The 22180-nt window shown below is 36.9% G+C and carries 25 protein-coding genes and 4 pseudogenes; 13 read left to right on the forward strand and 16 right to left on the reverse strand.

Going from position 1 to position 22180, the window contains the following annotated elements; all coding sequences use genetic code 11:
- Positions 1-28: 28 nt before the first annotated feature.
- From BWGOE10_RS32755 to BWGOE10_RS05870, 4 genes are all read right to left on the reverse strand, one after another.
- Complete coding sequence (locus tag BWGOE10_RS32755) at positions 29-202, reverse strand: hypothetical protein (RefSeq protein ID WP_000748141.1); 174 nt, start codon at positions 200-202, stop codon at positions 29-31.
- A 229-nt stretch (positions 203-431) separates the two neighbouring features.
- Complete coding sequence (locus BWGOE10_RS05860; RefSeq protein ID WP_070141288.1) at positions 432-1325, reverse strand: ClpXP adapter SpxH family protein; 894 nt, start codon at positions 1323-1325, stop codon at positions 432-434.
- Entirely contained in the window at positions 1325-1723 is a 399-nt protein-coding gene (locus BWGOE10_RS05865; RefSeq protein WP_070141289.1) for a globin, read from the reverse strand. The genes BWGOE10_RS05860 and BWGOE10_RS05865 overlap by 1 nt, the downstream gene beginning before the upstream one ends.
- Positions 1724-1907: 184 nt before the next feature.
- On the reverse strand, positions 1908-2486 hold the full coding sequence (locus BWGOE10_RS05870; protein WP_070141290.1) for a CYTH domain-containing protein: 579 nt from the start codon (positions 2484-2486) through the stop codon (positions 1908-1910).
- A 144-nt stretch (positions 2487-2630) separates the two neighbouring features.
- Here BWGOE10_RS05870 and BWGOE10_RS05875 point away from each other — a divergent pair, with 144 nt between their 5' ends.
- The 4 genes from BWGOE10_RS05875 to BWGOE10_RS05890 are packed head-to-tail and all read left to right on the forward strand — an operon-like array spanning position 2631 to position 5396.
- Positions 2631-3002 carry a hypothetical protein gene (locus BWGOE10_RS05875; protein ID WP_070141291.1) on the forward strand — a complete coding sequence of 124 codons (372 nt, stop codon included), beginning with the start codon at positions 2631-2633 and terminating at the stop codon, positions 3000-3002.
- A 30-nt stretch (positions 3003-3032) separates the two neighbouring features.
- Entirely contained in the window at positions 3033-3671 is a 639-nt protein-coding gene (locus BWGOE10_RS05880) for a GTP pyrophosphokinase family protein (RefSeq protein WP_001081481.1), read from the forward strand.
- A gap of 18 nt (positions 3672-3689) precedes the next feature.
- Positions 3690-4487: an NAD kinase gene (locus BWGOE10_RS05885; protein WP_000673196.1), complete on the forward strand. Its 798-nt coding sequence runs from the start codon at positions 3690-3692 to the stop codon at positions 4485-4487.
- A gap of 15 nt (positions 4488-4502) precedes the next feature.
- Positions 4503-5396, forward strand: a complete 894-nt coding sequence (locus tag BWGOE10_RS05890; protein WP_070141292.1) for an RluA family pseudouridine synthase — start codon at positions 4503-4505, stop codon at positions 5394-5396.
- Positions 5397-5441: 45 nt separating this feature from the next.
- Here BWGOE10_RS05890 and BWGOE10_RS05895 read toward each other — a convergent pair whose 3' ends face one another.
- From BWGOE10_RS05895 to BWGOE10_RS05910, 4 genes are all read right to left on the reverse strand, one after another.
- Positions 5442-7052 (reverse strand): peptidase G2 autoproteolytic cleavage domain-containing protein, encoded by a 1611-nt coding sequence (locus tag BWGOE10_RS05895; protein ID WP_070141293.1) that lies wholly within the window; start codon positions 7050-7052, stop codon positions 5442-5444.
- A gap of 155 nt (positions 7053-7207) precedes the next feature.
- Complete coding sequence (gene prpE / locus BWGOE10_RS05900; RefSeq protein WP_070141294.1) at positions 7208-7948, reverse strand: bis(5'-nucleosyl)-tetraphosphatase PrpE; 741 nt, start codon at positions 7946-7948, stop codon at positions 7208-7210.
- Positions 7949-8026: 78 nt separating this feature from the next.
- On the reverse strand, positions 8027-9187 hold the full coding sequence (locus BWGOE10_RS05905) for an FtsW/RodA/SpoVE family cell cycle protein (protein WP_070141295.1): 1161 nt from the start codon (positions 9185-9187) through the stop codon (positions 8027-8029).
- Positions 9188-9441: 254 nt separating this feature from the next.
- Entirely contained in the window at positions 9442-10278 is an 837-nt protein-coding gene (locus BWGOE10_RS05910; RefSeq protein WP_070141296.1) for a BclA C-terminal domain-containing protein, read from the reverse strand.
- 217 nt (positions 10279-10495) lie between these two features.
- On the opposite strand from BWGOE10_RS05910, the pseudogene BWGOE10_RS29595 reads away from it, so the two are divergent.
- The 5 genes and pseudogenes from BWGOE10_RS29595 to BWGOE10_RS05925 form a co-directional block, all read left to right on the forward strand.
- A pseudogene (locus tag BWGOE10_RS29595) lies at positions 10496-10624 on the forward strand (sugar phosphate nucleotidyltransferase); the annotation flags it as partial.
- Positions 10625-10642: 18 nt separating this feature from the next.
- A pseudogene (locus tag BWGOE10_RS05915) lies at positions 10643-11310 on the forward strand (dTDP-glucose 4,6-dehydratase); the annotation flags it as partial.
- A pseudogene (locus BWGOE10_RS31165) lies at positions 11291-11395 on the forward strand (dTDP-4-dehydrorhamnose reductase); the annotation flags it as partial. The pseudogenes BWGOE10_RS05915 and BWGOE10_RS31165, both read left to right, overlap by 20 nt.
- Before the next feature lie 108 nt (positions 11396-11503).
- Positions 11504-12274: an enoyl-ACP reductase FabI gene (gene fabI, locus BWGOE10_RS05920; RefSeq protein ID WP_002158869.1), complete on the forward strand. Its 771-nt coding sequence runs from the start codon at positions 11504-11506 to the stop codon at positions 12272-12274.
- Between the two features lie 148 nt (positions 12275-12422).
- Positions 12423-12947 carry a CotO family spore coat protein gene (locus BWGOE10_RS05925; protein ID WP_070141297.1) on the forward strand — a complete coding sequence of 175 codons (525 nt, stop codon included), beginning with the start codon at positions 12423-12425 and terminating at the stop codon, positions 12945-12947.
- Positions 12948-13003: 56 nt separating this feature from the next.
- On the opposite strand, the gene BWGOE10_RS05930 is transcribed toward BWGOE10_RS05925, so the two are convergent.
- Complete coding sequence (locus BWGOE10_RS05930) at positions 13004-13459, reverse strand: CotY/CotZ family spore coat protein (RefSeq protein ID WP_070141298.1); 456 nt, start codon at positions 13457-13459, stop codon at positions 13004-13006.
- A 124-nt stretch (positions 13460-13583) separates the two neighbouring features.
- Between BWGOE10_RS05930 and BWGOE10_RS05935 the strand changes: the two genes are divergently transcribed.
- Positions 13584-13943 (forward strand): DUF1360 domain-containing protein, encoded by a 360-nt coding sequence (locus tag BWGOE10_RS05935; protein ID WP_070141299.1) that lies wholly within the window; start codon positions 13584-13586, stop codon positions 13941-13943.
- Between the two features lie 257 nt (positions 13944-14200).
- Positions 14201-14323 (forward strand): annotated as a pseudogene (locus tag BWGOE10_RS33275) (cytochrome C oxidase subunit III); the annotation flags it as partial.
- A gap of 75 nt (positions 14324-14398) precedes the next feature.
- Here BWGOE10_RS33275 and exsF read toward each other — a convergent pair.
- The 6 genes from exsF to BWGOE10_RS05975 form a co-directional block, all read right to left on the reverse strand.
- On the reverse strand, positions 14399-14905 hold the full coding sequence (gene exsF / locus BWGOE10_RS05950) for an exosporium protein ExsF (RefSeq protein WP_070141300.1): 507 nt from the start codon (positions 14903-14905) through the stop codon (positions 14399-14401).
- A 165-nt stretch (positions 14906-15070) separates the two neighbouring features.
- On the reverse strand, positions 15071-15538 hold the full coding sequence (locus BWGOE10_RS05955) for a CotY/CotZ family spore coat protein (protein ID WP_070168294.1): 468 nt from the start codon (positions 15536-15538) through the stop codon (positions 15071-15073).
- Between the two features lie 142 nt (positions 15539-15680).
- On the reverse strand, positions 15681-17747 hold the full coding sequence (locus tag BWGOE10_RS05960) for an ATP-dependent helicase (RefSeq protein ID WP_070141302.1): 2067 nt from the start codon (positions 17745-17747) through the stop codon (positions 15681-15683).
- A 235-nt stretch (positions 17748-17982) separates the two neighbouring features.
- Positions 17983-18405, reverse strand: coding sequence for a GNAT family N-acetyltransferase (locus tag BWGOE10_RS05965; RefSeq protein ID WP_070141303.1), 423 nt, complete (start codon positions 18403-18405; stop codon positions 17983-17985).
- Position 18406: 1 nt separating this feature from the next.
- Positions 18407-18925 (reverse strand): YjcG family protein, encoded by a 519-nt coding sequence (locus BWGOE10_RS05970; protein WP_070141304.1) that lies wholly within the window; start codon positions 18923-18925, stop codon positions 18407-18409.
- A 90-nt stretch (positions 18926-19015) separates the two neighbouring features.
- Positions 19016-19747 (reverse strand): alpha/beta hydrolase, encoded by a 732-nt coding sequence (locus BWGOE10_RS05975; protein WP_070141305.1) that lies wholly within the window; start codon positions 19745-19747, stop codon positions 19016-19018.
- Positions 19748-19950: 203 nt separating this feature from the next.
- Here BWGOE10_RS05975 and BWGOE10_RS05980 point away from each other — a divergent pair, with 203 nt between their 5' ends.
- Complete coding sequence (locus tag BWGOE10_RS05980) at positions 19951-20862, forward strand: DMT family transporter (RefSeq protein ID WP_070141306.1); 912 nt, start codon at positions 19951-19953, stop codon at positions 20860-20862.
- A 76-nt stretch (positions 20863-20938) separates the two neighbouring features.
- Positions 20939-21514, forward strand: a complete 576-nt coding sequence (locus BWGOE10_RS05985) for a Crp/Fnr family transcriptional regulator (RefSeq protein WP_070141307.1) — start codon at positions 20939-20941, stop codon at positions 21512-21514.
- Here BWGOE10_RS05985 and BWGOE10_RS05990 read toward each other — a convergent pair.
- Positions 21504-22175, reverse strand: a complete 672-nt coding sequence (locus BWGOE10_RS05990) for a DUF4386 domain-containing protein (protein ID WP_070141308.1) — start codon at positions 22173-22175, stop codon at positions 21504-21506. The two genes, BWGOE10_RS05985 and BWGOE10_RS05990, sit on opposite strands and share 11 nt — an antisense overlap.
- Positions 22176-22180: the final 5 nt, after the last annotated feature.

Consider the following 22180-nt stretch of genomic DNA (forward strand, 5'->3'; position numbering starts at 1 on the left):
AAGGGATTTTCACGACTTATTTTTGTAGTTAAAATCCTTTAAATCGTTTTCTATAGTTGAAATAAGAAACAGCGATGACGATAACTCCGAATAAAAGAGGGAAGGCAATAATTTTAGGAAAAGCTTGTAATAGAGAGAGGATATACAAGAAAAAAGAAACAATAACACATAGAAAGATAAGAAAAATATGAGATTTTTTCATAAGGAAACCTCCTAAATTGCTTTTTTTATAGCTTATTCAAGAATGAAAACGTTTAGAATGTGACAAAAGTGTGAAATTCGACAAAAGGGGTTGTCATCTGACGTCGAATCTTGTAATATAATAAGCGTGAACGAATTCACATACAAACATATACCCCTTTGTTTGAACGTGAAAATTTCTCCCATCCCCTTTAATATTTTTATAAGCCGTAAAGAAAAAGACCTGGTGTTTACACCAGGTCTTTTTCTTTTGCTATCCATTTCCAATAACGCTCGCACTTCACTTCAATCATTTGTACTTTTCGTTTTAGTTGTAATTTTTTTAGTTCGCGCTCTATTTCTTGCTGAGGGCAGTCATATATAAATGAGATTTCCTTTGAAGAAATAAATTGTGTTGCTTCTAGTAATACTTCTAAAGGAGGTAATGGCTCTGGCTCAATCTCGCATTTTACAAGTTCTTTTAATAGCTGTACGTATACATCATAGGAATAAATTCCTGTGATTTTAATACCTTCCTCATCTGAATTTGCATGGAAAAATAGGAGGGAAGGTATTTCTGTAATATGCATCTCATTTGTGAATTTCAGGTCGCATTGGAAAGCTTTTTTTGCGCTAACTGAGTGTAGGTCCTTTTTAAATTCCTCTACATCGATGCCGCTATCTTTAGCACATGTAAGTAATAATTCACAGTCAGGGTTTGATACATTTTCAAGCAAAATGTATTCTTGGAGTTTTCGCAAAAACTTCGAACCTGCTTTTCGCCCTTGTAACTCCGCTGCCTTAATTGCCATCGAAACTAAATACGGTGTTGACGATGCCTCTTGCATATGTACTTTTCCATCACATGAAAAACCTTGTAAACTTGTTGTTTTTTCCCACACAAATCGAATATTAGCAGGTTTATTCCATTTGTGTGAGGAAGCGTTTGCCCCGTCCACTTTTCCTGTTACGATATGACGAATAGAGAAGTATTTCCCATATTCAAGCCATAGTTTAATAATAAATGGCTCGATATCCCAGCAATCTTTACAAAGTGGATCAATAAATAAATATGCTTCTACAGACTTATGCTCGCATGTGGAAGGAGAAGGCATATTCATATGCTTTGCTTCCTGCTTATCCATTACGCTTCACCTGTTTCATTTTGAGTATTGACCATATGTTGAGCAGTTAATGCTAAACGTTCGAAAACAAACTCTCTTATATGGCCGTGCACTCCTGTATCATCCATTGCTTGCTCCATACATGATAGCCAAGCTTCTGCGCGTTTTGGAGTAATCTCAAACGGAAGATGGCGTGCCCTTAGCATAGGATGCCCATGTTCTTCAGTGTATAAATTAGGACCACCTAAATATTGCGTTAAAAATTGTTTCTGCTTCCTAGCAGTTTCTGTTAAATCATCCGGGAAGATCGGAGATAAGTCAGGGTGTTCACTGACATGGGAATAAAATGTATCCACTAATGTTGCAATGCATTGTTCACCGCCAATTGCTTCAAATGGTGTCATAGGTTGCTTGCTCATCCTTTATAAACTCCTTTTTCCATGAAATGTATATCTATTGTAGCAATGGAATGTTAGGAAGGGCAACTAAACAGCCTTCATAACATTCTTTGCTTATTCTATATGTTGCTAATAAATCTTCACTTTCCAAAAAGGTGAAACATAGCCACCAGTAAATCACTTCTGCACTGATGGAAATTTTACTTTAGCGCTCTTCGTTTTGTTTGGCAAGGAAAAAGCGTTTTACTTTGTTGTCTGTATGACGAACTGGTACGTTATGTTGCTTTAATAACCTCATAAATGCTGCTTTACCAGTCTGTTCATCTTGCACTTCGTATTCGATTTCATAATCATCGTGATTGTAATAGAAACTATGATCAAAGACAAGTGTTCCGCCTTCAAATAATGTTTCAGCTCTTTCTGTTGTTAAACTTCCCATATAAGTTAAGGAGGAAACGGGAATTTGTAATTTGTCTAGCTGATCCATTACAGTTCCTTGAATGATTGCGTTTGTTTCCATCATAAGTTTTGCTTCTTTTTCTGTTATAGATTGATGAGTTTCTAATAAACCAATTTCAGCAGGTTGTTTTAATGTTAATGTATAAGTTCCATCTTTATGGCGAATACGAAGTGCAGAGCCTGCATCTTTTAAAGAGAAGTGAGGCGTTTCAAAGTAGTGATTTACTTGCTTTGTAAATGCTTCAATAGAAAAAGATTTGCATAATGTTTGGAATTCGTCCTCTGTAACCATATTTTTAAATTCAATTTCAATTTCTTGTGTCATTGTATGCGCTCCTTTTGAAAAATAATTCTTTCCACATTATCGTTTTTTCGCAAATTTGGTTCAATGTTTTATTTGTTTGCGTCCATGTTATGATACAATAATACTGTTAAGTAAGACAGGAAGTTGAGATGGAGGAGTTCGAGCATGCAAAATAAAATTCAAGTTAAGAGCGTAGAAATGAGAGAGAATGCGCTTATTTTTTGTGCGGAAAATACTGAAATAGAGGTAAAGGAGTTAAGTGCGCGTAATCACGTACTTGTAGACTCAGACAATTTATCATTTTTATATATCTTAGAAAACGAATCATCTTTCATTTATGTAAGTATTCCGCATACATGCTGGGAAGCAATGCATGAAGCGATGAATAAAGATACAGCGATGTTTATTCATGTGAATGATGTTGAAATAGAATTAGAAGGATTAAAAGAAGAAGTAGAATATTTAGTTGAAAATATTGAAGGTAATGCAAATTACGGAGAAGAACTAGTAACTGCTGTAGAAAAAGTGTTTCTATAGGCAAATGGATTGATTTTGGTGGTGGTTGAAATGAATCGTAATTGGGAAGAATTTTTAGCACCTTATCACCAAGCGGTGGCGGAGCTGAAAGTGAAACTAAAAGGAATGCGTACTCAATTTGCAATGTTAACGGAGCATTCTCCAATTGAGTTTGTAACAGGAAGGGTAAAGTCGGTTGCAAGTATTATTGATAAAGCGGAGAAGAGAAATGTACCGCTAGACCGGCTCAGAGAAGATATGCAGGACATCGCGGGCCTTCGAATGATGTGTCAATTTGTTGATGAGATTAAGCCTGTTGTAGAATATCTTCGAAAACGAAATGATTTTGAAATTGTGGAAGAACGTGATTATGTAACGCAAAAGAAAGATAGCGGTTATCGCTCTTACCACGTTGTCATTAGTTATCCTGTTCAAACGATACAGGGAGAAAAAAAAGTGTTAGTTGAAATTCAAATTCGCACGTTAGCAATGAATTTTTGGGCAACGATTGAGCATTCTTTAAATTACAAATATAGTGGACGTTTTCCTGAGGATATTAAAATACGCTTACAACGTGCAGCGGAAGCGGCGTTTTTATTAGATGAAGAAATGTCTTCCATTCGTCTTGAAATTCAAGAAGCGCAAAAGGTTTTTTCACGAAAGCAGGAAACGAAAGATTCTGAATCATAAACTAAAGGGTGTTGGACGATGAAATTTACAATTATGTCAAAGGGAGATCAATCATCAGATACACTAGCGAGTACAATGAAAGAATACTTGTTAGATTTTGGATTTACAATGGATGAAAAGGAACCTGATATTGTAATTTCTGTTGGGGGAGATGGAACGCTTTTATATGCATTTCATCGTTACTATAATCGATTAGATGAAACCGCATTTGTTGGTGTACATACAGGGCATTTAGGTTTCTATGCAGATTGGTTACCGACGGAAGTAGAGAAGTTGGTGATTGCAATCGCTAAAACACCATTCCAAGTGGTTGAATATCCACTTTTAGAAGTGATTATTCGCTATGTGAATGGTAGTAAAGAGTCGCAGTATTTGGCGATGAATGAAGCGACTGTAAAAAGCGCAGAAGGTACATTAGTAACAGAAGTGGAAATACGCGGAGAGTATTTCGAAACGTTTCGCGGAGATGGTCTTTGTATTTCTACTCCTTCAGGAAGTACCGCTTATAATAAGGCGCTTGGCGGAGCGATTATTCACCCTTCTATTGAAGCGATTCAAATTGCAGAAATGGCATCTATCAACAATCGTGTATTTCGTACGGTAGGTTCGCCACTCGTACTGCCGAAGCATCATACATGCGTTTTAAAGCCGGCTGCAGGAATGAACTTGCAAATTACGGTGGATCATTTGACGATGGTTCATCAAGATGTGAAATCAATTCAGTATCGCGTTGCAAACGAGAAAGTACGATTTGTTCGTTTCCGTCCGTTCCCATTCTGGAAACGTGTTCGTGACTCGTTTGTTGCAGATAAATAGAGAGGGTTTATATATTTGAACAGATTTACATTGAAATGGGATATAGGGCTGGCTGAAGAGGGAACTTTAGTTAGAGAATTTTTGAAAACAAAAGGGATTTCGAAAGCTGCTTTAACGGATATAAAGTTCCGTGGCGGAGCAATTGAAGTAAACGGTCAACACACGAGTGTTCGTCACAAGTTACAAGCTGGTGAAGCGTTACAAGTCTTTTTTCCAGTGGAGGAAAGAAGTGAAGGGATGGAAGTGGAAGAGATCCCTTTATGTATCGTATATGAAGATGATGCGGTTCTTGTTATAAATAAAGAAGCGAATATGTCAACGATTCCGTCTAGGGAGCATCCGTCAGGAAGTGTTGCAAACGCTATTTTATATCATTATGATAAACAAAATCTTGCAAGTACGGTGCACATTGTGACGAGGTTAGACCGTGATACTTCAGGGCTTATGTTAATTGCGAAAAATCGATTCGTTCACCACCTTTTATCGAAGCAGCATCAACAAAAAGGGGTGAAACGAACGTATGAGGCAATCGTTCATGGGACTATTTTAGAAGAAGTAGGAACGATTGACGCACCAATCGGACGAAAAGCGGATAGTATTATCGAGCGAACTGTCTGTGAAGATGGTCAAAGAGCTGTTACTCATTTTAGAGTGATGGAGAGTTCTTCCGATAAGACGCATGTAGCGCTTGAGCTCGAGACGGGAAGAACACATCAAATTCGTGTACATATGGCATATATAGGACATCCGCTACTTGGGGATGATTTATACGGTGGCCGAAGAGATGTGATAAAACGTCAAGCGCTTCATAGTACATCTTTGACGTTTTATCATCCTATTTTAGAAAAGGGAATGACTTTTACCGTAAGTATCCCAGAGGATATGCAATACGCTTTACATAACAATTAAAAGGGAACAAAATTCTTATCATAAAAAGAATTTTGTTCCCTTTTTTTAGCGAAATAATATTAAAATTTGATTTTCACCAGTACGTTTTATAACGAAAAAGCCACTTTCAGCTTTTGTAGCAATGCCGTCATCATTTGGACGACAATACCCGTGTGGTTCGCAAGTGCCGTCATCATGTACTAACATTTGTCCAATTAATCCGACAGGAAGCCACTCAGTACGGTCTTTTCTTGATATATACTTACAAGCTGGATCCCATTCTGTATTTAAAAGGGGTTGTATTTCTTGTTTGTTAGTACGTGTATATTGACGTTTTCCGAAGCTATCTGTTTCATAGCGTTTTTGCCAACTTAAAGCACCGCTATTTCCTATGAGAGCAGGAGTGGCGCTAGATATTCCTAATATGAATGAATCATTTGAAGTAGCTTTTCGGATTTTTTCTTCTCTACTAAATGTAACGAAATAACCGACATCAATAGGGCGATGATCTACTGTCTCAAACATTTGTGCAAAATCAGTACCGCTTGCATTGTAAGAAGCACCATCGATATACATTTCTCCGTTATGAGCAAGCCATTTTGCCCCTATATTATGATCGGTTTCACTTGTGCCATTCGCAATAAACCAAGAATAAGCTTCTTCTGCTGTGCCGAAGCGCCCCATAATATGGCTACCTGCAAAATTAGCTGTTGATGTATGATTTCCTTCCGCATGAGATGAGAATCCGTTAGCGATAGTTGCGGTTCCTTCTGCATGTGCTGCTTCGCCCAAAGCAATTGCATGTTTTCCTTCTGCATGAGAATAAGAGCCGCCTGCTGTCGTTTCACTTCCTTCGCTATGCGAACTATGTCCAGTTGCCTTTGTTTTTGAACCTTCTGCATGAGAAAAGGCACCCTCTGTATGAGTAAGAAATCCTTCGGCATGTGAGGCTATCCCGTCAGCTGTGGAGTGAAGGCCCTCCTTATATGCGTATCTGGCTACTTTTTCATTCTCTGCAGGAGTAGGTGAAAGTATAGGGGGATGAATGATGGTAGAATCCTCTTTTTTTATGTCATTGGTTAAAGTTAATTCCTCTTTTATTTTTGTTACTTGCTGTATAATATTGGTGGGAATTTCAGCTTGGGCCTTTTCTTTAATTGTTTTAGGAATTTCAGTTTGGGCCTTTTCTTTAATTGCTTTAGGAATTTCAGCTTGGGCCTTTTCTTTAATTGCTTTAGGAATTTCAGCTTGGACCTTTTCTTTAATTGCTTTAGGAATTTCAGTTTGGGCCTTTTCTTTACTTGCTCTAGGAATTTCAGCTTGGGCCTTTTCTTTACTTGCTCTAGGAATTTCAGCTTGGATTTTTTCTTTAATTGTTTCAGGAATTTCTTTGTTTATATTCTCCTGTAAATTCTTTGACTCAAGTATAGGCTCATTGTTATGAGAAAGGCGTTTCTTTTTTTGTAGTGCCTTTATTTTTCTGTTATCTATAATTCGTCTCATAACAGCATTTTCTAAAGAAATATATGTTCCTCTCGTTTTCCCTGTTTTTATTTCCTCTCGTTCTTCTATCTCTTCAATAGCCGCAGCTCGTATGCTACACCAGTTATTAATTCCATATATGGGATGATATAAAGGAGAGAAATTTCTTTTTTGTTTAGATCGTTTTTTCTTCATTCCGTCACCTCCTGCGACAGTATATGCCGCATAGTAAAAAAAAGATGCACTTCATGGCATCTTTTTTTTACTGTATGACCGATTTTTAACGAGGAATTCGCCTAGAAAGCATTCTTTATATGTACTGGGAATGAATTGTAAAAAGGTAAATATAATTATGAAATTGGGCGGAATTTCTCAGTGACAAAAGGTAGGGAGGAAGGGACGGAAATGGTCTCCATTTCAGGATAACGAAGTCCAGTTAGTTTGCCGCCAAATACAGCACCGGTATCAATATTGATTGTATGATTCACAAAGCGAGGCTCGTTGACAGGTGTATGTCCATATATAATCCATGTTTCTCCCTTATACTCTTTTGCCCAATCTCGGCGTACAGGTGAGCCGTCAGGATGCTTTTCTCCTGTAATATCACCATATAATACAAATGTTTGCACTTTTTTATCATTTCTTCCTATGTAATCCTGACGAATGCCAGCATGGCATACGATTAATTTCTTGTTATCCAGTATGTGATACAGTGGGGACTGCTCGTAAAGCGTAATGAACTTTTCTTTTATGATTTGTTGTTTATTAGAAGGTAATGCTTCATATTCGGCAACAGTTGTTTCGAGTCCATGAGCGATTGAAACATTACGCCCAAGGAAAAAACGATACAGTTTATTACAGTGATTCCCAGGCGCATAATAAGCTTCTTTTCTATTTATTACGAGCTCCCATACGATTTCAATCATACGTAATGAATGAGGGCCGCGGTCTGTAATATCACCAACGAACGCCAGCTTTCGATTGGCGTTATGTATAGGGAGACCACTAGCCCAGCTATATCCTAGTTTCGTTGTTAAATCTTGAAACTCTTGGAAGCATCCGTGAATATCACCTATAATGTCATATTTCATATGTAAACCTCCAGTTCATTTTTTCATTAGTATATCTAAAATGGATATAGAAAAAAACATACCGTTTTCCGATATGGTTCATTTAAACATAAAGACTTTCGTTCTTGAACGTACGTTTAAAATAAATCCAATAGCAATCATGTATGTGAGTAGTGAACTCCCGCCATAGCTCATAAGAGGTAATGTTATTCCTGTAATAGGGAGTAAACCGATTGTCATCCCAATATTTTGGAATACTTGGAAGGTGAACATTCCGATTGTACCAGCGCAAATATAACTACCGAAAGGTTCATTGCTTTCTAAAGCGATATGGATCATTCGGTAAATGAGTAAGAAAAAAAGTGAAATAATAACACTTGCTCCTAAAAAGCCGAACTGTTCAGCGACATTTGTGAAAATAAAATCTGTATGTGGCTCTGGAAAATATACTTGTCCATTTTCCCATCCTTTTCCTTGCATTTCTCCTGATCCGGTAGCTAAGAATGCCTGTCTTAATTGGTATCCTTGTGCGTCATATTCGTAAGGGGATAGCCAGCCATAGAAGCGGTTTAATTGATACTCTTTTAGAATACGTTCTTTAAAGAACTCTGTATGAGTGAAATAAATATATATTAAGGTAGAGCCTATGACGAAAATGACGGAGGTTAATCCGAGGATAAGGCGCCAACGTATACCAGAAACTAAAATCATTGCTGCAAGCATCGCTGATATTACCATAGTGTTTCCTAAATCAGGTTCTTTTGCGATTAAAAGTAGTGGAGGTAAACTAGCTGCGAATATTTTTCCAAGTAAAATAAAATCTTCACGGGTTGTCCGCAAAAAGTACTTTTCATTATGATTTGCTATAATTCGTCCAATGATGATAATTAAAAATAATTTCATAATTTCAGAAGGTTGAAAGTTTCCGATGCCTGGGAGTCTATACCATGCGGTAGCCCCTTTAATCGTAACGGCACCTGGAACTTGAAGCTCTAGACCAATAAGAAGTATGAGGGCAAAGCTATACAAATACCAAGCAATTTGTTTATATCGATCGAAATCAATAATCATAATAACGCCAATTGCCACAAATCCAATGACATACCATTGGATTTGTTTTAATGCAAAATTTATGTTTTGTAAAAATGGCGGTAAAGAAGCTTGTGCACTTGCAATAGCAAAGCAACTAACAGTCCCAATGGCAAATAAAATAAAGATTAGTATGTAGTCTATTTGATATTGAGAGTTCGTATCTTTCACAGTATGTATTCCTTTCTATCGCCTAGTAGGTGTGATGATGACGTGATTGCAAAAAATAATATGCAAGTAGACTGTTCATACATTTATTCCACTATTTATGGAAAGTCATACATAATAGGAAGGAGAATATCTCTTTTGTAATTATATTCAAGTTGTAGGGGAGATGCACATCCGCATTTAGAATGAGGTTGGGATGGTACCTATAAAATTGGGAAAGCAGTAAAACTGGTCCAGTCCTACTGCTAAGGAAACAATTATGCAATTTTTTCAATAACAATTGATGCCCCCGTACCAACAGCTAGTGATAATACCGCCTCTATACCAATTACTTCCACTGATACTGGAGCTGTTGTAATTTGTGCAATCGCTTGGATAACGATAGGTGTTCCAAGTGAAACTAAGTTTCTTACAGCACCTGGCACTGTTACGCCATTCACTTGAATTTCAATGCCACCCAGTAATCCTGATGTTGCGGTATATGCGATAACAGTAATTTTATATAATCCACTTTGGTGTATGGTGAAAGTATCGCTATCTAATTGAGTAATCGCTGTACCGAGCTGTGATCCAACGGTATTAAATGGTACAGGCGTGTTAATCCCAACGTTGATGCTACTCGCAGCGGAGTTAAATGCGTACAATCCTGCTGGAAGTCCTAATCTAGTCGGCCCAGTAGCACCAGTCGGCCCAGTGTTACCAGATGGCCCGGTATTGCCAGTCGGCCCAGTGTTACCAGATGGCCCGGTATTGCCAGTCGGCCCAGTGTTACCAGATGGCCCGGTATTGCCAGTCGGCCCAGTGTTACCAGATGGCCCGGTATTGCCAGTCGGCCCAGTGTTACCAGATGGCCCGGTAGTACCAGATGGTCCAGTGTTACCGATTGGTCCAGTATTGCCAGTCGGCCCGGTAGTACCAGATGGCCCGGTATCGCCAATTGGTCCAGTGTTACCAGTCAGCTCGGTGTTACCAGATGGTCCAGTATTGCCAGTCGGTCCAGGTGACAAGGGGAATTGTGGAAATGTAGGGTCGAATGTGCTGGAAGATAAAGAGTCACCTGGATTTAAGTCATTTGAATCATTATGATTGGACATAAATTCACCTCCATAAATCTCTCGTTATATAATAGGTGGAAATTAATGAGAAAATGACATGGATATTTGTATGCTTGAAAAGAAACTTTAATTATATGGAACAATATAATTAAATGGAAAGTTTTGTGTGCATATAACATATGATTGAGATGGAACAGGGTAAGTATATGGAATATTATAAAGATGTACTATCTCCATCATAAGGGAGAGATGCATAATGAAAGGGATTATTTTAGCGGGTGGAACTGGATCGAGACTATATCCAATAACGAAAGTAACGAATAAACATTTACTTTCCGTTGGGCGATATCCGATGATTTATCATGCAGTATATAAACTGAAACAATATTACGGATATAAATAATATGATACGAATGTAATCGGGACAGTCACTTTATTAGAGTTAGTGAAAAAATATCCACATATTAAACTCGTGCAAGTATTAACAGATGAAGTTTATGGGTCTTTAGGGAAAACAGGGAAGTTTACCGAGGAAACCCCATTAGCGCCAAATAGTCCTTACTCTTCCATTAAGGCGAGCGCTGATATGATAGCTTTATCTTATTATAAAACATATCAATTACCAGCCATAGTGACGCGTTGTTCTAATAACTATGGGCCGTATCAATATCCTGAGAAGTTAATTCCATTAATGGTTACGAATGCGTTGGAAGGAAAAAATCTACCGTTATATGGTGATGGATTAAATGTAAGAGATTGGTTACATGTAACGGATCATTGTAGCGCGATTGATGTTGTTTTGCATAAGGGGCGTTTAGGAGAAGTATATAATATAGGCGGAAATAACGAAAAAACAAATGTAGATGTTGTGGAACAAATTATTAATCTATTGGGAAAAACAAAAAAGATATTGAATTTGTTACAGACCGTCTAGGTCACGATCTTCGTTATGCGATTGATGCACAAAAAATGAAGAATGAGTTTGGTTGGGAACCGAAGTATACGTTTGAACAAGGGTTAAAAGAAACGGTGGAAAGGTATGAAAATAATATATTCTATCTTTCAACATAACATGCTACGATTAAGTAGTTTTTTACAAATGCCTTCTTGGGAAGAAGGATTAGAGCGGTTTTTTATAGAAACAAAAAGTTATTAACAAATTTAAGTTAATGACTTTTTTGTTTGCCTTTAAGAGGTTTTATGTTACTATAATCATAGTATCAGGTACTAATAACAAGTATAAGTATTTCTGGGAGGATATATCATGGAACTATTACAAGGGAAAACATTTGTTGTTATGGGCGTTGCGAACCAAAGAAGTATTGCATGGGGAATTGCTCGCTCTTTGCATAATGCAGGTGCAAAATTAATATTCACATTTGCAGGAGAGCGTTTAGAAAGAAACGTTCGTGAATTAGCGGATACATTAGAAGGGCAAGAATCACTTGTATTACCTTGTGATGTAACGAATGATGAAGAACTTACAGCTTGTTTTGAAACGATTAAGCAAGAAGTTGGTACAATTCACGGTGTAGCACATTGTATTGCTTTTGCAAATCGTGATGATTTAAAAGGCGAATTTGTAGATACTTCTCGCGATGGATTTTTACTTGCACAAAATATTAGTGCATTCTCTTTAACAGCTGTAGCAAGAGAAGCGAAGAAAGTGATGACAGAAGGCGGAAATATTTTAACGTTAACATACCTTGGCGGCGAGCGCGTTGTGAAAAACTATAACGTTATGGGTGTTGCAAAAGCTTCATTAGAAGCGAGCGTGAAATATTTAGCGAACGATTTAGGCCAACATGGCATTCGTGTTAACGCTATTTCTGCAGGACCAATTCGTACGTTATCTGCGAAAGGTGTAGGCGATTTCAACTCAATCTTAAGAGAAATCGAGGAGCGCGCACCACTTCGTCGCACAACAACTCCAGAAGAAGTTGGGGATACAGCGGTATTCTTATTCAGTGATTTAGCACGCGGAGTAACAGGTGAGAATATTCATGTTGATTCAGGATATCATATTCTAGGATAAATATAATATTTATTATAGTTTGTTAAAGGGCAGTCTCTAAATATTGAGGCTGTCCTTTTTAATTGTTCTCGGAAAGAACGATTTTTAACGAAAGTTCTTGCATCGTTATGAATATAACTATAATAGTACACGATTTATCCAGCTATGTATGGAAGTGGGAGGGACGAGTGTGAAGAATAAAAGCTCAACAGTTGGAAAACCGTTGTTATATATTGCGCAAGTAAATTTAGAACTTGCTGCACCGAAAATAAAAAGAATTATCCTTACAAACTTTGAAAGTGAGGATAGAAAAGAGAAAAGTGATAGAAATGAAAATAGTGTAAGTAGTGAGGTGGAAGAGACAGTAGAAAAAGAAAAGCTTGAGAAAGAGGAGCAGCAAGTGGAGGAAGAGGAAGAAGTAGAAGAGGAACCAGAAGAGCAAGAGCAGGTGAGAACAGTCCCGCACAATAAATCATTTAAGGATATGAGCAATGAAGAAAAAATTCAGTTTTTAGTAAACCGCCCTCATTACATTCCGAAAGTAAGATGTAGAATAAAAACAGCGACAGTCTCATATGTAGGATCTATTATTTCATATCGAAATGGTGTTGTATCAATTATGCCGCCAAATAGTATGAGAGATATTCGAGTATCTATAGAAGAGATAAAATCAATTGATATGGCTGTTTTTTAAATTATGTAAAGGTGGTAGATCAATTCTACCACCCCAATAGTTTTTTAGTTTACTTATTAGATAGTAACGTCTCGTAAGCACTGAATAGCACAGAAACAGCTTAAATCAACAGTAATGCAAGTATTTGTACCGCGTAAAGTTGCATTTGGTAAATTTAAAAACGTACAAATTTGTTTATTCCCATCTGTTACTGGATCTCCGCCGACAGTTACAGTTAATACACGTAATACAGCACAGCTATCGTCATCTACGCTCTCGACGCGGAAAAATGGTGACGTACATTCTGTAAGGCTTCCGGATGGCGCAAATGCCTCAAAAGGTATTCCAGCTTTTGTGTATAAAATAAAAGGACGTGTATTTGCTACTGATGAACTGCTGTGTGCTCCTAAAAATGGAATTTCGCAACCAGATCCGCATGTTGTAGTAGAACAATCTTGTAATTCATTGATAAATTTTACAACATCAACTACGCAATGAGAAGAGCTATGGTGTTTATTTTCGTTACAACTCATTAATGTCACTCCTTATCTTCTTGTTTGTATTTACATTAATAAGATATTGGAGTAGGGGAGATTTGGTCACAGTCTCAAGACCTTTTTTTTTAAATAGGCTAAAGAAGATAGGGAAGGTGGAATCATGTTATTTACAAGCTGGCTTTTATTTTTTATTTTCGCGCTAGCTGCTTTTAGGTTAACTCGTCTTATTGTTTATGATAAAATTACAGCCTTTTTGCGAAGACCGTTTATTGATGAGTTAGAGATTACAGAGCCAGATGGAAGCGTATCGACTTTTACAAAAGTGAAAGGTAACGGATTAAGAAAGTGGATTGGAGAATTATTAAGTTGCTATTGGTGTACAGGTGTATGGGTCAGTGCTTTTTTATTAGTCTTATATAATTGGATTCAAATTGTTGCAGAGCCGCTACTAGCGTTATTAGCTATTGCAGGAGCAGCAGCAATTATTGAAACAATTACAGGATACTTTATGGGAGAATAATAAATTTCCATGTTAGAAAAAGCGGAGTTTAAAAGAATGAGGGAACGGAAATAAGGAGTTGTTCATATAGTAAATAGACAGAATTGACAGTAGAGGAGATGTTTGCTGTGAGCAATAATCCAAGGCCAAATTCATATGATCTTCAGCAGTGGTACTACCTACAGCAACAGCAACAGCAACAGCAACAGCAACAGCAACAGCAACAGCAACAGCAACAGCAACAGCAACAGCAACAGCAACAGCAACAGCAACAGCAACAGCAACAGCAACAAGAACAACAACAGGCATATCAAGAACAATTACAGCAACAAGGATTCGTAAAGAAAAAGGGATGTAATTGTGGCAAGAAGAAAAATACAATAAAACAATATGAAGAATGAAACACTCATGTTATTGTGAGTGTTTTTCATTTAATAATTAAACGTGGTACTCCAATTAAGAAATACCACGTTTGGTTAAACGATTTGTACGACTGTTAATGCTGCTGCGCGAATATCTACACTACCTTCTAATTCAACCGGTACGATTTGAATGAAATTATTAGGGTTTAAGTTAATGAGAACAGTACCACTGGAAACTTCTACTTGACCGGCACCAATAACGTTAGAGCGTACTGCTGTACCAGATCCAGGAATAACATTCTGCGGCGTATTTAATGATAAGAAAAAACGAGCCGCTGATGGTATAAAATTAGGATCATTAAAACTTATTGATAATGTATAGCTGATTTGATAAATACCAGTTCTTTGTATTTTAATGCCATTTCCTACACTTACTGTATCATTTATTACTGGAATAGTGAGATCTGGGTTTGAACTTGTACTAGGTAATAACAGTGGTGTGAATAATGAAGCGAATTGAGGGGCGAGAGCGTTGAATGCAAAGCCGAAAGCTGGCAATGTACTAACGGCTTTTGCGTTGCAATCAATTTTATTAAATTTATATTTATCAGAAGAGAGCATGTTTTTCACTCCTTTATTTCTTCTACTTTTAGTCAATGAAAGGGATAAGTTTTTTGTTCTAGACAAGTTCCTAATTTTATAAAAAACTACATTAGTACCTTTTAAGCATGGATTGGGTGACAGAAATTTCTGCCACCCAATCCATGCTTAAATCATTATTCAGTTTTAAATCGTAACATCACGTAAGCATTGAATAGCGCAGAAACAGCTTAAATCAACAGTAATGCAAGAATTCGTTCCTCGTAAAGTCGCATTTGGTAAATTTAAAAACGTGCAAATTGGATCATCGCCAGGTGATACAGGATCTCCGCCTATAGTTACGGTTAGTACACGTAATACAGCACAGCCATCATCATCTATGCTTTCAACTCGGAAAATTGGGGAAGTGCAACTAGTAAGGCTGGTAGATGGCGCAAATGCTTCGAAAGGTGTTCCAGCTTTTGTGTATAAAATAAAAGGACGCGTATTCGCTACTGATGCGCTATTATGTGCTCCTAAAAATGGAACTTCGCATCCAGATCCACATGTTGTGGTTGCACATTCTTGTAATTCATGTATAAAACGAACGACATTAGATACACAGTTGAAATCAAAATCATGGTGATGATGATCTTCGTTACAATTGCAGCTCATTATGTTCACTCCTTATCGTGAGTTCTGACATACACTATTACAATATGAACGGGATATGGTTGATATTACGTTAATTCTCAGGATAGAAACAGGGAATTTATATAGAGGGGATGTACATAAGGTGATATGCAAAAAGACACCCTTATTTAATGGATGTCTTTTCAGGTAAATCTTTTCGCGTAGTATATAAAAAACGAGATATATCTAGTTTCTTTCCTCTGAAAAATTGCGGGGAGGAAATGTAAAGTTCTTCTTTTGCGCGTGTAATGGCGACATAGAGTAATCGTCTTTCTTCTTCTAACGCTTCAGAAGTCTCAGTTACACGGTCATTGGCATCTTTTAAAGAAGAAGTATGCGGCAATATACCATCGCTTGCTCCGAGTAAAAAGACGCATGGAAACTCAAGGCCTTTTGCGTTATGAATCGACATAAGCGATACGGCATCTTTTTGCGGCATTGTTTTTAATGCTTCCATTTCTTTTTGACCTTGAATTGCTTCATTAATAAATTGTAAATAAGCTGGAATATCCGTAAAGCGAGTTGCTGATTCCATTAATTCTTCTAGCATTTCTTCTTGTATGTCCTTATGCATCGTAAAGGAAGAACGATCATTACTTTGTAAGTACTCTAAATATTTTCCTTTACCATGAATAATTTCTTTCAATGCTTTTTTCGGTTCAAGTTCTTTTATAAATTTAATAAAATCGATGCGTTCATTTACTTTTTTAACTTGAAAAGGTTTCAAGCTTGGATTTAGTAATAGGAAATGAAGAAGGGAAGGGAACCGGCCCTCACCATATTTCCATTGTTCACGTTCAATAAATGAAATGCACTCATCACGGCCAATATACATTGTTGGTAATATATTTGAAAGTGATTCGAGGCGGAACGGTCCAAGCACGAGTCGTAAGTGATCTAATACGGGCCTAATTAAAGAATGTTCGTAGAAAGATTGGCTCGCTCCATGTTTAATAAATGGAATCTTATGAATTGTAAGCTGATCAAGTAAAGAACGGCTTACAGAATGTGTACGATATAATAAACAAAAATCTTTATAATTTCGTTCACCACTATCTACTTTTTCCTGAATGAGTTGCAAAATTTGATTTGCTTCATCAAGAGTTGTCGCAGGTCGTGCATAAAATGGCTGCATGCCATCGTTACGAACAGAATATAGCTCTTTATCAAAACGTTCTTGATTGAGCTTAATAACTTCATTTCCAAGTCCGACGATAAATGGATTAGATCGATAATTCGTATTAAGCGCGATAATCGTTGTATTATCAAATTCCTTTGGAAAAGATAAAATAATTTGGTGACTTGCCCCTCGCCAGCCGTAAATCGCTTGATCGTCATCACCTGCGATAAATAAATTATTTCTTGGCGTGGCTAACAATTTTACAATTTCATATTGTGCATACGACGTATCTTGAAACTCATCTACTTCGATGTAATGAAAACGCTCTTGTAATTGAGTAAGCAGGGGAGCGTTATTTTCTAACAGATAATACATTTCTAATAAGATGTCGTCAAAATCGATATAATTGTATCGTTGTTTTACCTCTTCGAAACGTTCGTATACTTCTTTGAACTCTTGTTCAACCGGTGTTTTCGCTTTTACATCTTTCGGACGATTCAATTTATTTTTCTCAAGTGAAATCATAGCGAGTATCGTTTCGGCATCATAAGCGTCTTTTAAGCGTAATTCTTTCAAAATTTTCTTTATCATAATTTGTTTATGTTTTTCATTTGCTAAAATTTGCTGATTATATCCTTGACTACGAAGCAATTTTAAAAAGACAGAGTGGAATGTACCAGCAACGACATAGCTACTTGCGGCATGATTCATACCAGGTAAATTCGCTACACGGCTTCGAATTTCTTCAGCTGCTTTTTGTGTAAACGTCAGCAGCAAAATATTTCGCGGATGGACATGTTTTACATTAACTAAATAACCAACGCGAGTTGTCAAAACAGATGTTTTACCACTTCCAGCACCAGCTAGTGTAAGGACAGGTCCTTCTGTCGTTTGCACTGCTTCTAACTGTTTTTCATTTAAATAAACACCTTGCTGTTCTAAAGCGCGGAAATATGCCGCATCTGCATCTTCTTCCATAATTAAATGGGTAGATGTTTTCGGAATATGATACGTCGCTTGCGGAATGCCAGCATGTGTTAACGATTTTTGTGAAAATTTTTCTTGTGTCATATATTCACCTTCAAAACTATAGCATCAACATTTAACTTTAGCGGAAGAAAAAGAAAATAGCAATGTAAAAAACAGGAGGGGCTACCTCCTGCTACAAAATTATCCCGCTATTTGCGGGCAGTAAAACTCCAAACTCAAAATTCAGGTGGGAGATCAACTGCCCGTAAACGCCCGATTGGTGAAGGCTAATAATCAGTGGGGGATGAACAAAACCCCCACTGATTAAAGTTTCACTTTATAATTCTTTTATCATTACGACGTGCGGGATATTTGCTTCCATAAACACATCAGAAGCCGTCACGTATCCTAGCTTCGTATAGAAATCTTCAGCATGTGTTTGGGCATGAAGTTTCAATTTTGGAAGTGCTTCTTCCTTTGCATATGCTTCAAGTGCATCCATAACAATTTTTCCAATGCCTTTTTTACGATGGGAAGCTAGTACACAAATGCGTTCCATTTTTCCTATTCCATCAACGATGCGGAAGCGACCAGCACCAACTGGAACATCATTATCATATATAACAACGTGTGTTGAAATTTTTTCAAACTCATCATACTCTTCTTCTGCAGAAACTCGTTGTTCATTTACAAAAACTTGTTTACGTACAGAGAATGCATCACTTAGCTGTTCGTCTGTTTGTACGATTTGTGCGTGCAAATTAGTTGTTCCCCTTTCCAAGGTGGAATGTTTCATGTACAGTCCACGTCCCGTTTTCTAATTGATATAGAAGGTGGAAACGATCGATTGGTTGCTCATAATAAAAATCTTTCATACGTAATCGACCTAATACATCAGCGTGCTCTGCATCTGATAAGTCTTGACCGATTGTTAAATGAGGTACGAAAGAGTACTCGCGTTCTTGTGTAAAGAATCCATTATGCATTTCTTCATTTAAGAAAGTAAGTTCAGGTGTTTTTTCAACTTTAAAATAAAGAACATTATTAACAGGTGCGAATGAACCGACTTTCCCGACATGAAGGGTGAAAGGATTCGTTTTATTTGCGATTGTATGTAACTCATTCACAATCGATTCTAATTGATCATCTTGCGTCTCAAAGGGTGTTTTCAATGTAATGTGTGGCGGAACTAATGCGTAATGCGGATCATAACGTTTACGCAATCCGTTCGCTTTATCTTGAATCATTTTTGATGGAAAAATTACAATGCCTAATTTCATGTTCCAATTCCTCCCTTTGCAAGTCTAGTTAGATTTTGAGAATAAATCTCTTTATCTATTATATCAAATTATTCTGAACACTGCTCTCTATTATTTCATTGATAGAATATGAGAAAATGCTTTCGGTAAATCTGCTTGCCAATACTTCCAAGTGTGATTCCCTTCAAACTCTTCATAATGCGTGATGAAATTTCTATCTGTAAGTAGTTTATTTAACTCGCGATTTGGTTCTACGAAATCAGATACTTGTCCATCTGTACGCTTGACAGCTGTTTCTTCGGTCCCAATTACGTGATAAAGATCTAGCGCTCCCGGATTTTTGAAATCTTTTGCTAAGTTCATCACTGTTTCATCAACAAATGGTGATTGCATAACGACCTTACCAAATGTATGCGGATACATAAGTGCGGTCATAAAGGAAACTGTACCGCCAAGAGAATCTCCAATTAAAACGCGCCCTTTACCCATTTGATACGTTGGATAATTTTCATCAATATATGGAGCAAGTTCATGAGCAAGGAAACGAATGTAAGCAGCATTCTTTACATCGCTTGGGAAATATTTTTCCTTACGATCGTGTACATTTTTATATGGAATACCGACAATAATTGTGCGTTCAATTTCTTCAGTTTCACGAAGACGCTCAATTACACGGTGCGCTTTACCGAGCTGAAAATAATCTCTACCATCTTGTGCAATAACAACCGTATGCTTATGGAGAGGTGTGTAATTTACTGGTAAATAAACAAGAAGTGTAAGTTCCTCTTGAAGTGATGTACTAAAAAATGAAATTTCTTCAATTCTCCCTATTGTTTGATTCATGTATATCCCCCTAAATAAAAATTTACTGTAATGATTGTAAGAGCGACGCTTGTAGTGAAAAGGAAAGAAATAATCACTAATAGGTGCCTTAATTTCTATTTTACCATAATGGTACGAAGAATCTAAAAAATTAGTATTTAAGTTATGAAAGAAAACGGATATAATGAAGTGGGATTTTTTACAGGTGAGAGGGGAGACAGGATTTGAAACAAGAAAGGTCAATCGCACTACCATTAGCCATTTCCATTATAGCCATTTCATTCGCAGCTGTTTTTGCAAAGATGTCCTCAGCACCATCTTCAATTTTAAGTATGTATCGATTATTGATTATCGTACTTATTATGCTGCCTATCGTTTGGAAAAAACGGGAAGAGTTTAGTAAGATTCAAATAAAAGATTGGGGATTTTTAATTGGATCTGGTTTCTTTTTAGCACTTCATTTTCTTTTATGGTTTGAATCTTTAAAGCATACAACAGTTGCTAGTTCGACGATTATTTTAGCACTTCAACCTATCGTATCTTTAGTTGGAGGTTTTTTGCTGTTTAAAGAAAGAACAACCTATTCAGCAATTGCGACGATGGGAATTGCGATACTAGGCGTAATGTGTATTGGTTGGGGAGATTTAGGACTAAGTGAGCAAGCGATTTATGGGGATATATTATCCTTTTTAAGTGTGATAGCAGTTGTCGGTTATTTATTTATCGGACAAACGACAGTAAAGAAAGTATCGCATTGGATTTATAGTTTCACTGTATTTGCCTTCGCTGGTATATTTATAGCAATTTATAACGTTATGCTGCAAGTGCCATTTACAGGTTATACGAAGTGGGACTGGAGCATTTTTCTTTTACTTGCGATTGTACCGACAGTGTCACACGTAATTAATAATTGGCTATTAAATTACGTAAATGCAACAACAATTTCAATGAGCATTTTAGGAGAACCAGTTGGGGCATCTATACTTGCGTTCTTCTTACTTGGAGAAAAATTAAATGCAATGCAAATTATCGGTAGCATGCTTGTATTGTTTGGTGTATCTGTTTTCTTACTACAGCAACAAAAGCGAACAGCAAAAAATGTGGTGAACGAGCCGGTGTGTACACAGGAATTATAATGTTAGGGGAGAAAAGAGAAGTTGTGATACTTCTCTTTTTGTTTTATAGAAATTTAAGTGAAGAAGGGGGAGAGAAATGGAAGAGATATTAAAGAAGTATATGAAGAGTTTTACAACATTAAGTGAAGAAGAGCAGCAACTGATCCTCAGTGAATTACAAATTGAAGAATATAAAAAAGGAACAGTGCTCCTAAGACAAGGAGATGTTCCGTCTAAATGTTATTTTGTGTTAAAAGGATGCGTGAGGCAACATTGTATAGATGAAGCCGGGAAAGAAGTTACATCAAATTTTTATACAGAAGAACAAGCAATCGCAAATTTCAATCATCATAAACAAGATAAATCATCCCCACATACGTTAACGTGCCTAGAAGATTGTCTAGTTGTAGTTGGCGATCTGTATAGTGAAAAGGACATGTATAAGAAATATTCACAGTTAGAAGAAATGACGCGCCAAATGATTGAATACAATTTTGGTGAAGTGCAAGAAGAGCTTACGTTATTTATTGCATCGACACCAGAAGAGCGCTACAAATCATTATTACAAAAACGACCGCATTTAATTCATCGTGTTCCGCAATATCAACTGGCAAGTTATCTAGGTATTACGCCAGAATCATTAAGCAGAATTAAGAAACGACTCAAACAGTAGAGTTTTTTCCACCTCTAAGTAATAGCCATATACTAAATCCTAGTTCACCTGCAATCATCGGTAGTTGAAAGACAACGTTAAGAATGGAAATAATAGCATCATATTGTGAAAACATCGTATTCATTACGTTAATGATGATATAGCCGATTGCAGCAACAAGCAGTAATATACTAATAGTTTTCGGTATGTTTTTAGATTGAAAGGTTACGTATCCTAAGGTGAGAAGATGTAAGCCGAAAATGATTAATCCTACAGACCAAATGTATTCAAAAGCTTCTAGAAATAACATTGTATATGCTTCTGAATTAGCAACTGTGCTTTTTGAAAGTAGCAATACAAATATTAAATTGAATATAGCAATCCCAAGTATAGCTGTATACATAAGACGAAGACAGGCAGCTAGTAATGAGAGGCTAGCATGGATAGGTTTTAGAAAGAAATAAAGAGCCCACGAGGCAATAATATCCGTAATAAAAAGGATAATCCATCCGAAAATTTCTGCTTTGAAAAGTGAACTTGAAGTTTGAATATTATGGAGTGTCGTGCTCGCATCTCCTTGTACAACGAGATTTCCGTGAACAAAACCGTAAGAAAAAAATGCAGCAAATGCCATAATAAGAAGAGAAGCACCAGCAAATAAGGCAAACTTTCGTTCATTCATATGTC

The sequence above is a fragment of the Bacillus mycoides genome, assembly GCF_001757995.1.
GTDB lineage: Bacteria > Bacillota > Bacilli > Bacillales > Bacillaceae_G > Bacillus_A > Bacillus_A mycoides_B.